Origin of the sequence: Zhongshania sp. (assembly GCF_029212375.1) — a bacterium.
GTDB lineage: Bacteria > Pseudomonadota > Gammaproteobacteria > Pseudomonadales > Spongiibacteraceae > Spongiibacter.
Window position 1 is genome coordinate 51,533 of the sequence record NZ_JARGNU010000015.1, and the last position, 13,592, is coordinate 65,124.

General features: G+C 44.5%; 12 protein-coding genes. 3 read left to right on the forward strand and 9 right to left on the reverse strand.

Annotation, left to right across the window (positions count from 1 at the left end; translation table 11 throughout):
• Positions 1-233: 233 nt before the first annotated feature.
• From P1U47_RS14455 to rpmH, 9 genes are all read right to left on the reverse strand, one after another.
• Positions 234-2,165, reverse strand: coding sequence for a response regulator (locus P1U47_RS14455; RefSeq protein WP_301029904.1), 1,932 nt, complete (start codon positions 2,163-2,165; stop codon positions 234-236).
• Positions 2,162-3,037, reverse strand: coding sequence for a hypothetical protein (locus P1U47_RS14460; RefSeq protein WP_301029905.1), 876 nt, complete (start codon positions 3,035-3,037; stop codon positions 2,162-2,164). The genes P1U47_RS14455 and P1U47_RS14460 overlap by 4 nt, the downstream gene beginning before the upstream one ends.
• Positions 3,038-3,064: 27 nt before the next feature.
• Entirely contained in the window at positions 3,065-4,183 is a 1,119-nt protein-coding gene (locus tag P1U47_RS14465) for a TonB-dependent siderophore receptor (protein ID WP_301029906.1), read from the reverse strand.
• Positions 4,089-5,048: a TonB-dependent receptor plug domain-containing protein gene (locus P1U47_RS14470; protein WP_301029908.1), complete on the reverse strand. Its 960-nt coding sequence runs from the start codon at positions 5,046-5,048 to the stop codon at positions 4,089-4,091. Before P1U47_RS14470 ends, P1U47_RS14465 begins: the two co-directional genes overlap by 95 nt.
• Before the next feature lie 83 nt (positions 5,049-5,131).
• Positions 5,132-6,499 (reverse strand): tRNA uridine-5-carboxymethylaminomethyl(34) synthesis GTPase MnmE, encoded by a 1,368-nt coding sequence (mnmE, locus tag P1U47_RS14475; protein ID WP_301029909.1) that lies wholly within the window; start codon positions 6,497-6,499, stop codon positions 5,132-5,134.
• A gap of 9 nt (positions 6,500-6,508) precedes the next feature.
• Positions 6,509-8,179 (reverse strand): membrane protein insertase YidC, encoded by a 1,671-nt coding sequence (yidC, locus tag P1U47_RS14480; RefSeq protein ID WP_301029911.1) that lies wholly within the window; start codon positions 8,177-8,179, stop codon positions 6,509-6,511.
• Positions 8,172-8,435: a membrane protein insertion efficiency factor YidD gene (gene yidD / locus P1U47_RS14485; RefSeq protein WP_301029913.1), complete on the reverse strand. Its 264-nt coding sequence runs from the start codon at positions 8,433-8,435 to the stop codon at positions 8,172-8,174. Before yidD ends, yidC begins: the two co-directional genes overlap by 8 nt.
• A gap of 5 nt (positions 8,436-8,440) precedes the next feature.
• Entirely contained in the window at positions 8,441-8,818 is a 378-nt protein-coding gene (gene rnpA / locus P1U47_RS14490) for a ribonuclease P protein component (RefSeq protein ID WP_301029914.1), read from the reverse strand.
• A gap of 30 nt (positions 8,819-8,848) precedes the next feature.
• Entirely contained in the window at positions 8,849-8,986 is a 138-nt protein-coding gene (gene rpmH / locus P1U47_RS14495) for a 50S ribosomal protein L34 (RefSeq protein ID WP_219043305.1), read from the reverse strand.
• A 479-nt stretch (positions 8,987-9,465) separates the two neighbouring features.
• Here rpmH and dnaA point away from each other — a divergent pair, with 479 nt between their 5' ends.
• From dnaA to recF, 3 genes are all read left to right on the forward strand, one after another.
• Positions 9,466-10,959, forward strand: coding sequence for a chromosomal replication initiator protein DnaA (gene dnaA / locus P1U47_RS14500; RefSeq protein ID WP_301029916.1), 1,494 nt, complete (start codon positions 9,466-9,468; stop codon positions 10,957-10,959).
• A gap of 114 nt (positions 10,960-11,073) precedes the next feature.
• Positions 11,074-12,183: a DNA polymerase III subunit beta gene (gene dnaN / locus P1U47_RS14505; protein ID WP_301029918.1), complete on the forward strand. Its 1,110-nt coding sequence runs from the start codon at positions 11,074-11,076 to the stop codon at positions 12,181-12,183.
• 174 nt (positions 12,184-12,357) lie between these two features.
• Entirely contained in the window at positions 12,358-13,533 is a 1,176-nt protein-coding gene (gene recF / locus P1U47_RS14510; protein WP_301029920.1) for a DNA replication/repair protein RecF, read from the forward strand.
• Positions 13,534-13,592 lie beyond the last annotated feature (59 nt).

The window sequence follows — 13,592 nt, forward strand, 5'->3', positions numbered from 1 at the left end:
TATAATCTTTTATATACATATATGTTAATTATCTTAAGTTACTTATTATAAATACTGTTATTAAGAAAGCCTATTTTGTTGATAACTTAGCTAACATACTGAATTAAAAAGACTTTTTAAGATGATAAGTAGGGGTTTTATCCACAGGAAGGCTGTCAGGATCGTGGGGGGGAGCTGGGGATGAAATGTGGATAACTTTGCAGTTATTTTTGGTCTGTGAATAAAGCCACTAATTAAGCCTTACTATCCACATCTTCCGGTGGGCTTGTCCCAGGGCTTTGGTTTAGCCAAAAGGCGATTTTATTCTTCAATATGGTCAGCGAAACCGGTTTACTCAGGAAATCGTTCATGCCAACGGCGAAGCATCGCTCCCTATCTTCCTGAAAATTATTGGCAGTTAGGGCAATTATGGGAAGTTTGGCGTAATCCAAATGCTGACGTATTGCTCTTGTTGCCTCAAATCCATCCATAATAGGCATTTGCAAATCCATTAAAACGATGTCGAAACGCTGCTTTTTCAGCTCAGCGAGCGCTTCTTCGCCATTGTCACTGGTGATGGTAGTCATCCCCCATCGACTCAATATGTTTTTTATGAGTAATTGATTAATGCGATTGTCTTCAACAATAAGCACTGATTTGGCGTTTAACAGATGGACGTCAGCAGGGGAGGTAGCGTCAATAGTGTCGGTATTGAGTTGGTAGGATGCTGCCCAGCGCACGTAAAAGCTTGAGCCAACACCTGTTTCACTCTTAAGCTCTATTTGCGCGGGTATTAGCTCACATAGGCGACGAACGATGGCAAGACCCAGCCCAGACCCACCGTAGCGGCGCCGATGCGAGCCGTCGGCCTGCCTAAAGCTGTTAAAGATAATTTTTTGATCTGCGTCGCTAATACCAATTCCGGTATCGCTCACTTCTAGCTCAAGGCTTAGTTGCTCGCTATTTATTTGTTGAGCGTTGAGACGGATGGCAATATTCCCTTTGTGGGTGAATTTAACCGCGTTAGCGGCTAGATTCAGCAGAATTTGCCGTATTCGAGTGTCATCGCCATGTATTTTTAAGGTAGTCAGTATCGGGTCTATATGGGTGCTAAAGACGAGGCCTTTCTTTTCTGCGTCATAACGCAATGGTGCAAGAAGATTGTCAAATAGTTGCAAGGCCGAGAAGTACCTCTCGTGCAGTTTTAATTCACCTTTTTCAATACGGGAAAAGTCGAGAATATTATTTACGATATTAAGAAGGTGCTCGCTGGATTCCCTGGCGATATCAATATAGTGTTTTTGCTCAGTATCGAGCCTGGTATTTGCGAGAAGCTGTAACATGCCAAGTGCGCCGTTCATGGGGGTGCGCAATTCATGGGTCATGGTTGCTAGAAACATACTTTTTGCTGAGTTAGCTTCGTCGGCTTCCTCTTTGGCAATTTGCAGCAATTGTAGGTGTTCTTTTAATTCTTCTTGCTGCATTTCTATACTTTTGGCCATATCGTTGATGTGGGTCTGCAGTTCTCCCAATTCGCCGCGGCTAAATTTTTCTATTCGACTTAAATAATTGCCTTCAGCTATATTTTTAGTTACTCGTCTTATTTCGGCGAGTGGGCTAGACAGTCGACGACTGATATACCAAGCGAGGCCGATACTAACCATTATGGAAATCAGCGCGATAAATGTAGAAACCTTGATAATACGTTGTTGGAGATGTATTAGTTGCGTTTTAGATTGCTTTATACTAACGCTACCAATTAGCTTATCTTGGCCTTCGTTGGTGCTCTCCCCTGTTATTGGGTCTTCTAGAAAAATACTATGCTGCAAAATGGGTACAGTTATTACTTGGTAGACATCATTAGTGCTTCTGTGATTATTTAAACTGAGTGATTTTCCTGTTTCAGAATTGTGAATGGTAATTGAGTGTATATCGGTCGCTAAAGCAGATCCCATGATATCCAGTAGCTGGCTATCGTTCCCGCTAATAATAGCCAACTCACTAACTGCCGCAATATTTTCTGCAATTCGCCTAGCTATTTCCTGCTGGCTGTGCGCGGCATCATTGAGTCTTGCCACTAGCGAGTAACTAAATAGGGCAATAAATAAAATAAAGGCTGGAGCAATACCGGCAATTAGTATTTGTTGAAATATGGTGTATTTTTTTAGGTAGAGACGAATATTCATTGTGATTCGCTACCTGCTATTTCCTTGAGTAGAATCTCTTCTGAAGGCAGTTCTATACCGAGTGATTCCGCAACGCTGTAGTTTAATTTAACGTTGTAATTATGCGGATGGCGAGCTTCTGGAATGATATTAGATTTAACAAACGAATTTACCATTGCTATTATTTCATTCGTGTATTGATCTGGACTTGAAATAATCGATGCCAGCGCGCCTGCGTTAACAAAGCCTTCGTTGGGACCAATGATCAGTGTTTGGTGTCGATAACTACTTAATAGTATTGAACGAATAGTTTGCGAATTGTAAAGTGTAGTTTCTGGAGTCGCTAAGACAATATCGCTATTTTGTATGACTTTGTTGATTGATCTTAATTTATTATTTTCGTTTGCCTGTTCAACAATAAAATGCATTAGCGGAAATTTTTCTGCTTCTTTTTCCAGTGCATAAAGATAGTTGGGGTCTTGATATGCAATACCAACGCGAATTGACCTAAATTTATATATTGACGATATTAGCGAAAGTTGTTTGTGTATGGATTGGTCAGAGAACAATGCGGTGGCGTTTTTATAATGCCCAGATTTATAAACAACCGAGTTTACATAAAGCGCAAAATTAGCCTTATAATGATTATTATTAATTAGTGGAAGTAATTTTTCGGAGACGATAATGAGTATTTCACCGCGGTCCTTCGCGGAGGGTAAATTTTTTGTATAAGTGTGTACGATAAAGTCGAGATTGCTTTCTATTTGTTTTGCTAGTAATTCAAGTTTTTCATTTTTTTCAGGCAATATTAAGTCTATCACCGGCTTAAAACTTTGTGGGAAAGCCGGTGTGCAAAAAACTAAAAGCAATATTCCATATAAATATTTTCTCAAGAGGCTAATCCTTGACCCTTGTTTAAGCTAGTAACGCAATATTACGCTAACTAATTGGCGTAGTTTGTTGGTGTAAATATTGTCGCGTAACAATTCACTGTCGTCATCGTTACGGTATTGACCACTGTAACTTAGTTCAAGTTCATTACTATTTACGTTAAATGTTTTGGTAAGTTTAATATCTGTGCGTGAAAATTTATTTCCTGATGTACCTATTTCTTTCGCGTAATATTTAGCCATGGAAAATTGAATATCAGGTTTGTACTTATAACTTAATAAAACACTAGCCGAATTTCTTGGTGTAAAGGTGGTTTCGGTATTGGTATTTGATTCGTCTGATATATAGGCGTAACTTCCGTGAAGAAGCCATTGGTGATTTGGGCGGTAATCTATTTCGGTTTCTATGCCGCGTTGTTTAAGATAGCTATCATTGACGGGATCAAATCTATCAAGTGATATTGAGTTAGACATGAGCTGTTTTAGGTGGTCACTAAAAATTTTTACATCCCACTGTAAACGCAGTTTTTTGTTATTTCCGTAGTAGCCTATTTCCCGAGATTGTATTAATTCTGGTTTAAGATTGGGTTTTCCTTTTGCGGACTGAAGTAAAACGGCGCTAGTGGGGCCGCCATTAGATGGCCTAACATTGCTCCCTGTGTAGGTCCAGTTTGCTGAGGTTTCTAGTAAGTCTGGTGTTCTTATTGCTTCTGAATAAATAAAACGGAAGCTGTGACTTGTGTTTAAGTGGTAGTGTAAGGCTAGACGAGGTGAGAAATTTTTCCCTATATTTTCTTCATACTCATAGGACCCGCCACTATTTACAGTAAATTTATCGGACAGTTTTTTTTCTACATTATAGAAGAACTGATAATTATTACTTGTAAGGGTTCCACCATAATAGGTTTCTGAGCTAACTCTGGATTGCTTTAGATGAACGCCTGCAATGCTTGTTAAGCTTTCATTCCAAATATAGGTATCTTGAAAATCGATGTCATGGCGATTTACTTGCTGGTCTTCGTTGGCGTCTACAAGAATAAAGGGTGCTGGATTATCAGCTAAGTTTGTATAGTAAGGTGGAATTTGTGCTGTCCAACGGTGTATTTGTTGCTGTCCAACGGTGTATTTGTTGCTGGCCGGAAAAATCATATTGGACTTTAAGCTGATGGAAAACGGATAGTTCGTGTTCAACTTTAGATGAGAAATAGTAGTCATCTACGTTGGTGTCTGGTGAAGTAACATCGATATCAGAATAGTCGTCGCTAACACGCCCTTCCTTATAGCCTAAATTTAAGCTGAGGCTTGTGTTACTAAATTGGCGTTCGTAACGGGTGTTGAAGAGTTGTAGCGTTTTACTGTCTAGTCGTTCTTTACCATTATTTTTGATATCAAATCCGTCGTCATGGCGACTGGCGATGGTAATTCGGTAGTGGCCACCGAGGTATTCGTCGGCGTGGCTGAGTCGATAGTTTTCGGTATGTTCTGAACCGCGCTGAGCACTTGCTTCTAAATTGGCGATGTCGGCGGGGTGCCGAGTAATAATATTTATAACGCCGAGAAAGGCATTGGCGCCATAACTGGCGGTAGACGGCCCGCGCACCACTTCTATGCGCTCAATATCCTCAATGGTAATGGGGATATCATTCCAGTCTACTGTCGCGAGACCGGCCTGATAAACAGAGCGGCCATCAATTAATACTTGCATGCGTCTAGAATCGCGGTAATTGCTACCGTGATAACTAACGACGTAATTCCAACCGTCGCGCGCGCCTACCGATGTGCCGGGAATGAGCCTAAAAAGTTCGGGAATTTCGTGTAAGCCAGAAGCAATAATCATTTCACGGTCAATTACACTAACGCTGGCCGGCACCTCACTGCGATTTTGTTTTAGTCGCGCAGGGGTTAATACAATGGGTAGATCGTCGCTTTCTAAAAAGCTTGCTTGCAGCGGGCTTGCTAGACTGAGAACGATTAAGCCTAAGAGAATAAGGTGCGGCTGTTTTACACGGAACATAAGTTATCCTTAACATTTTCAACAGAATTGAGTGTAGCGTTAAAAGAGTGAATTTGACTATGGCGGGATATAAGCGCTTGTGCTTATTTACCGATACAGAAGCTGGAAAAAATCCGTCCTAGCAGGTCGTCGGAGCTAAATTCGCCGGTGATTTCTGCCAAAGCCTGCTGGGCTATTCGCAGTTCTTCTGCCAATAGTTCGCCAGCATTGTAATGAAGCAGCTGTTGTTCGCCGGCGTGAATGTGCTCTCGTCCGAGATTTAATGCTTCGATATGGCGTCGGCGGGCGATAAAAGGGGTGTCGCCGTCGTTATAACCAACGCAAGACTTAAGGTGCTCGCGAAGTAGATCGATGCCGTCGGCGTGTTTTGCGGAGAGGTATATACGGGAGATGTCGCTATTATCTATAGCTACTTGGTGACCAGAGAGATCACATTTATTGTAGATAATACTGAGCTTTTGCTGGGCAATAAATGGCTGTAACTCGCTGGGAATAGCCTCCTTTTCATCCTCTGCGCTCTGGCTGTCGATAACCAGTAAGATACGGTCGGCATTCGTTATTTCGGTCCATGCTCGCTTAATGCCCTCTTGTTCTACTATGTCGTCGCTGTCGCGCAGGCCTGCGGTATCAATGATATGCAAGGGCATTCCGTCGATGAGAATATTTTCTCTTAGTACGTCTCGGGTGGTGCCCGCTATATTGGTAACAATGGCAGATTCTCTGCCGGCTAGGGCATTTAATAGGCTAGATTTTCCTGCATTGGGTCTGCCGGCGATAACAACGGTCATGCCTTCGCGAAGAATACTGCCTTGTTTGGCTGAGGCGAAAACGCGCTCGAGATTTTGTTTTATTCGGCTTAGTTCGCTGGCGACGCGGCCATCACTAATAAAATCGATTTCTTCTTCGGGAAAGTCTATAGCAGCTTCAACATAGATTCTAAGCTGAGTAATGGCCTCTACCAGCTGGTTTATTTCTTTGCTGAATTCACCCTCTAAGGAGCGCACAGCCTGACGTGCAGCTTGTTCTGAGGCGCTGTCAATAAGGTCGGCAATTGCTTCTGCTTGGGCGAGGTCAATTTTGTTGTTGAGAAATGCGCGTTCAGAAAATTCACCCGGCCTTGCCATTCTGGCGCCGGCTTTAATAACTTCACGCAGTAGGCAGTCGAGTATTATTGGCCCGCCATGGCCTTGTAGCTCGAGCACATCTTCGCCAGTAAAGGAGTTGGGGCCGGGAAAATACAGCGCAATACCTTGGTCGAGAGTGCGGGGGCCGTTTTCGCCAGCTTCAAAAAAGCTGCCGTAGTGAGCGTAGCGGGGTTTGAGGTCTGCTTTATCGAGCAGGCGATGGCCAATTTCTAGAGCTTTTGGGCCAGACACTCTAACAATGCCAACACCGCCTTTTCCGGGCGGTGTTGCAATTGCAGCAATAGTATCTTGATAGCTGTTTAGCATAGTGTGCTATCAGCGGGTGGGAAGCCCGCTCTTCTCGATGCGCTTCGTAATAATATATTGCTGAATAATAGATAAGGTGTTGTTAACCACCCAGTACAGTACCAAGCCAGACGGGAAGAATAGGAAGAAGAAGGTAAAGACCACCGGCATCCACTGCATGATTTTGGCCTGCATTGGATCTGGCGGCGGCGGATTAAGGCGCTGCTGGATAAACATAGATAAACCCATAACCAAGGGCAGAATAAAATACGGGTCCATGGCTGACAAATCTTGGATCCACAAAATAAACGGCGCGTGGCGCAGCTCGATACTCTCCATTAACACCCAGTACAGCGACATAAATACGGGCATTTGCACGACCATAGGTAAGCAGCCGCCAAGAGGGTTAATTTTCTCGGTCTTGTAAAGCTCCATCATTGCTTGAGACTGCTTTTGACGGTCATCAGCATAGCGCTCTTTAAGTTCAGCCAGCTTGGGTTGAACTTTGCGCATATTGGCCATCGACGTAAACGCTTTGGCATTAAGTTGGAAGAACGCTGCTTTTACTAGCATCGTTAAGCCGATAATGGCGAAGCCCCAGTTGCCAAGAAAGCCGTGGATTTTGGTAAGTAGCCAGAACAAGGGCTGGGCAATCCACCACAGAAAGCCGTAATCGACAGTCAGTTCTAAACCTGGTGAGATTTCCTCTAAGCGATACTGATCTTTTGGGCCGGTATAAAAAGACGCGGCAACACTGCCTTGGCTGTGAGGCTCAATGGTTACGGCGGCGCTAGTAGCGCGGGCAATATTGATACCCTGCTTGGTAACGATGGTGCTGAGTTCGTTAACGCTGTCTGGGTTTGGTATCCACGCACTTAAGAAATAGTGTTGGATGATGCCGATCCAGCCGCCATTGACGGCGGTTTTCAGCGGTTTGTCTTTCATTTTTCCGAAAGCCAATTTGCTGTATTTGTCTTCGTTGTCGGCGTAAGCCACGCCCATAAAGGGCTTCATGGCAAACATGCCGCCTTCGCCATCAACACTGGGGTCGGTGCTATTACCGCGTTTTAATTGGCCGAAGAAGCTAGCTTGAAATGCTGAATCGCTTTGATTGTCGATCAAGTATTCAATTTTAATTACGTATTCGCCGCGCTTGAAATGGAAGCGTTTAATAATGTTGATTTGATCGCTGTACTGATAGTGAAGATCAACATTGATCGTATCGCTGCCTTCACTAAGCTGGTAACTGTCGGTATTGGCAATAAATTGCGGACGACCTTTGGCGGTATCGGTTGCATTCTGGCCAATTAAGCCACTTTGGGCGATATAGTCACGTTTTTCGTTACTCTCGAGAATAACAAAGGGATCGTCTGATTCAAGGTTGGCGGTGTAAGCCGGTAAACCAGCGTAAACAATATCTCCGCCATGCAGGTCTATTTTAATATTTAGAACGTCGGTGCTAACGGTTAGGAAACCACTGCTATTACTACTGTTCGCTGCGGGTAAGCTGCTGCCGGCATCTTGATTTAAAATGGGTAGATCGCTGTCGCCGCTACTTGTTACCGGAGACGCAGTGTTGTTAGCGGTTGTTGAGCTGGCAATAATTGTTTCAGGCCCCTCAAAATTCTTCCACTCGATCAATAACATAAAAGAGAGGGCAGCGATGGCGGCGATAAGGAGATAGCGCTGAATATCAATCATTGCTTGAATGCCTTGAAAGTTTGAGTTCGGTTGAATGACAGTGGCAGGATGGTACAGGATCGTAGCCGCCGCTGCTAAGGGGGTGGCAACGGAGTAGGCGTTTTAATCCTAAATAGCTACCACGACGTGCGCCGTGGAGCTTTATAGCTTCAATAGCATAACTGGAACAACTAGGATAAAAACGGCAATGCGGAGCCATCAGAGGACTGATAAACAGGCGGTAGAACGAAATGCAGGCGATAAGCAACCGCTGCATAGTATTTAACCCTCTCGCTGACGGAAGCGTTTTTCAGCTCGTTTTTCTAACTGCTGCCAAAGCTGACTACAGATTTCTTGCATTTGTGCGTTGTCTAGCTGGTCGAGACCACGCCGAGCAAGCACGATAACATCAATACCCTTTAGATTATGTTGATAGTGTCTAAAGGTTTCTCTAATGTTGCGCTTTACTCTGTTGCGCTGAACGGATAAGCGCACATTTTTCTTGGCAATTACTAAACCCAGTCGCGGCCGATCGAGATCGTTTTTTCGAGCTAAAAATAATATTTCAGCAGAAGAAACTTTCAGACGTGACTGATCGAACACCGCTTGGTATTCGCTGGCGTTTAGCAGGCGCAGTGTTTTTTCAAACTGAAAATTCACTGCGTTGCCAGTGATATTACAAGTCTAAAATTAAGCTGACAGTACTACGCGGCCTTTGGCGCGGCGACGGTTAATCAGCTTGCGGCCATTCTTGGTAGCCATACGTGCACGGAAACCGTGGTTGCGGGCTTTTTTCAGGTTGCTTGGTTGAAATGTTCTTTTGCTCATGATCTCTGACCTTGACTAAATTAGCCGACCTACGCAGTCGGCGCTGTTTGGTTTTAAAGCCCAATACAGCGAAAAATCGGATCGCGAATTTTAGTGGATACCACGCCCAATAGCAAATACTTGTTATGGTAGGGGTGAGGTTTTCGATGGCTGGGGCTTTTAAGCGATTTAGCACAGCTTACCCTCTGTTTATCCACAGTTAAAACGCCGTGTTATCCACAGCGAAAGGAATTTATCGGTTTTCCCTAGGGATTTTATTTTTTGTTCTTATCATGTTGAAAACAAAGCGTTTTTAATATTTCCATAAAATGGTAAGGGATTAAATATGTGGATAACTCTGTTGTTGAAAGGTAGAATGGCGACTCATATAAGACTGTTTATGACTGATTGCTGCTGGTTCAGTTCTGGCTCGCATTTAGCTGTCTTTTCGGCTGATAAATCTATCGGTTCTAAAATTTTTATTTAAGCTAATTTGGAGAATGGTGTTGTCAGAAGCGACGTGGCAGAAATGTATTGCGCATTTGCAAGACGAGTTGCCAGCTCAGCAATTTAACACCTGGATTAGACCGCTACAGGTGGAACTTGGTGAGGATCTAATTTATTTGTTTGCGCCTAATCGTTTTATTCGAGACTGGGTAAACGATCGCTTCTTTGCGCGTATTTTAGAGTTGGTTTCGGAATTATCGCCAGCGGGGCGTAAATTAGATGTAGAGCTGGGGATTGTAGATCGTCAGCCAATTCCGGTACGTGGTGGCGGGAGTTCGCGTCCTATGCCATCCTCGCCTAATCCAACTATTAATAATCGTGCGCCAATGCCGGCGCCGAGTCGGCAGCGCAGCGAACGTCAAAATACTGAAGTAAGTCCAGATTTTCACTCCCAACCGGCTATTATAACTTCGCCACAAAATATAGGTGGCCAGCGCCAAGTAGAGGTTGAGGGCGGTATTCGCCACCAAAGCTCGTTAATGCAGGCTTATACCTTTGATACCTTTGTTGAGGGTAAGTCCAACCAATTAGCCCGTGCGGCCGCCAGCCAAGTTGCTAGCAATCCTGGGCGCGGTTATAACCCACTGTTCTTATATGGTGGTGTGGGTTTAGGTAAAACCCATTTGATGCATGCGGTGGGTAATTCGCTAATGCAGCAGAATCCAAATGCCAAGGTGGTTTATCTGCACTCTGAGCGTTTTGTGGCCGATATGGTTAAAGCGCTGCAGTTAAATGCGATAAATGAGTTTAAACGCTATTACCGTTCAGTTGACGCGCTGCTGATAGATGATATTCAGTTCTTTTCTGGTAAAGATCGCTCGCAAGAAGAATTCTTCCACACTTTTAATGCATTGCTAGAAGGTGGGCAGCAAATGATCTTGACCTGCGACCGCTATCCCAAAGAAATAAAAGGTCTTGAGGAGCGCTTAAAATCTCGTTTTGGCTGGGGGCTGACGGTAGCTGTTGAACCGCCCGAGCTTGAAACACGCGTGGCTATTTTAATGAAAAAGGCTGAGCAGGATAAAACTGACCTACCCTCGGATGCGGCGTTTTTTATAGCACAGCGCGTTCGCTCCAATGTTCGGGAGCTTGAGGGTGTTTTAAAGCGGGTTATCGCGAGCTCGCGCTTTATGGCTAAGCCTATTGATATCCCGTTAATAAAGGAGTCTCTTAAGGATTTACTGGCCTTACAAGACAAGCAGGTGAGTTTGGATAATATCCAGCGCACGGTAGCTGAGTATTACAAAATCAAGATGGCAGATTTAATGTCTAAGCGGCGGAGTCGATCGGTGGCTAGGCCTCGTCAGGTGGCAATGGCCCTATCCAAGGAATTGACCAACCACAGCCTGCCTGAAATTGGCGATGGCTTTGGTGGGCGTGACCACACCACCGTGTTACATGCATGTCGGAAAATTAAAGAGTTGCGTGAAACAGACGGTGATATGCGAGAAGACTATCAAAATTTGATCAGGCTACTCACAAGCTGATGTCTTAACGCGGCTTTATATAATAAAGTAATACCATAGTTGGGTGTTTTTGGTGGTGGTGTTTTTAACTGTCATCAGCCTTGAGATTTTTGATAAGGAACAGGAACCGAAAGCATGAAATTTTCGATTTCGCGGGAAGCGTTAATCAAGCCATTAAATCTTGTTGCCGGTGTTGTTGAGCGTCGGCAAACTCTGCCTATCTTGGCGAATGTTCAGTTGGTGCTGAATGGTCAAGAATTAGCGCTAACGGGAACAGATTTAGAGGTTGAACTTATCGGCAGAGTTCAGTTGCCTGAGGGCGCAGTGCAGCAAACCGGCGAAATTACCATTCCGGCAAAGAAGCTTGTTGATATTTGTAAGGCCCTACCCGATGGTTCCGATATCAGTATTCAGCTCGATGAGCAAAAGCTGGTGATGAAGTCCGGCCGCAGTCGCTTTCAGCTATCCACCCTGCCTGCCAATGATTTTCCGAGTGTTGAGCAAGCAAAAGGTGGCCAGGTTTTTTCGCTTAAGCAAGGTGAGTTGAAGCGCCTTATTGAGCGTACCAGTTTCGCTATGGCCCAGCAGGATGTTCGCTACTATTTGAATGGTATGTTGCTCGAGTTGAGTAGTGGCCATTTGCGTCTAGTGGCCACAGATGGCCATCGTCTAGCAATGGCTACCTATTTGGGCGACATCAACGTTGATCAAGTTGTACAGGTAATAGTGCCTCGTAAAGGTGTTGTTGAGCTCGCACGGCTTCTGATTAATGAAGAGGAGCAAGCCGAAGTTATTGTGGGTAGTAATCATATTCGGGTGGTGACCACTGACTTTACCTTTACCTCTAAGCTTATAGATGGAAAATTCCCTGATTACGAGCGGGTATTGCCACGCAGTAGCACCAAGGTTGTACTCGGTGCTCGCGCAGACTTAAGACAAGCATTTGCGAGAACGGCGATACTCTCTAATGAAAAATACCGTGGTATTCGTATGCTGCTCACTAATGGCGAGTTGCGAATTGTTGCGAACAACCCAGAGCAGGAAGAGGCAGAGGAAACGGTTGCTGTTGATTATCACGGCGATAATTTAGAAATTGGTTTTAATGTTAGTTATTTGTTGGATGTTTTATCGGCTATACACGGTGAAACGGCCAAATTCTCTCTTTCCGATGCTAATAGTTCGGTTTTAGTAGAAGAGGCAGATGGTGGCAATTGCCAGTATGTTGTTATGCCTATGCGGCTTTAATGGCACTACCTCCCCTATCGTTTTTAGCATCGGCAAATTCGAATTTATTGCAAGGTCGAAAGCAACTATCACTAAATTGTTTAATTAGGGCCGTTTTTGGCCCTAATATTAAGTGTGCCACAGCTTTATCTTTATTCCGTAACAGCTCCTCAAGCCTTTCTCGGTATTGATTAAGTGCGTATCCGTAAGTTAAGTATCCATAATTTTAGAAACCTTAAGGTATCCAGTTTATCTGGGCTTGAGGACTTTAATTTTATCCACGGGCTTAATGGCAGCGGTAAGACCAGTGTACTTGAATCTATACACACTCTTGCGCTTACTCGCTCCTTTCGATCTAGGAAAATGCAAACGGTTATTTCTTTCGAGGAAGAGGCATTAACTGTGAGGGGTGAATTTTCTGTAGGCGAGCCAAATAATGGTGTTATCGATGTTCCACGTGAAACACTCTCCTCTATTGGTGTGCGCCGTTCCCGCCAGGACCTGGTTTTAGTTAAGCTTAATGGCGAAAAATTAGCTTCTGTTGGTGAGTTGGCTGGTGTGCTGCCGGTGCAAGTAATTAATCCTGCGAGTTTTGAATTGCTCGAGGGTAGCCCTAGTGTGCGAAGGCAATACTTGGACTGGGGCGTGTTCCACGTGAAACACTCAGGGTTTTATGAGTTGTGGCCTCGTTACCGTAAGGCGCTACAACAGCGTAATTCTCTGCTCAGACGTGGTAATATAGGGGCTTCGGTGTTGGCACCTTGGGATGCGGAATTGTCCGCCACAGCTGCGCTAATTACTGCTGCGCGGCAGCGGCACTTTGTACAGCTCTCCACTGCTTTTGATGAGGTTTATCGTCGGCTTTTGGCTAACGCCGCCCATTTGGCCGAAGATAATTTGGATGAGGCGCTTACCAAGATGCCGAGTCTTTCTCTAGAGTTTTATGCTGGGTGGAAAGACGCGGAAGATGCGCCCTTTTCGGAGGTGTTGAAGGCAGAGTTAAGTCAGGATTTAAAGTCTGGCTTTACCCGTAATGGCCCGCACCGAGCAGATATTGTATTGAAATGTGGGCGGCTGCGCGCAGGAGAAGTTCTCTCGCGGGGGCAAATAAAAACCATCGTTTGTGCGTTGAAGCTAGCACAGTCTAAGGTTTTACTCAGCCAAGGTATTCCCACTGTTTTTTTAATTGATGATTTGGCGGCTGAGCTTGATGAGCGGCGTTGTAAGGCGGTGTTTTTAGAACTTATAGATTTGGGTGTGCAAGTGTTTGCTACTGCCGTTAAAGAGTCGGATTTACATAATGAGTGGTGTGGTGATCGACCCTTAAAAAGGTTTCACGTGGAACATGGAAATATAAATGCAATTTTGTAGTTAAGGCCTAGTGTTCTGGTGATTATCAGATACTTAGGTTTTGTGGGAATAGGCCTTAC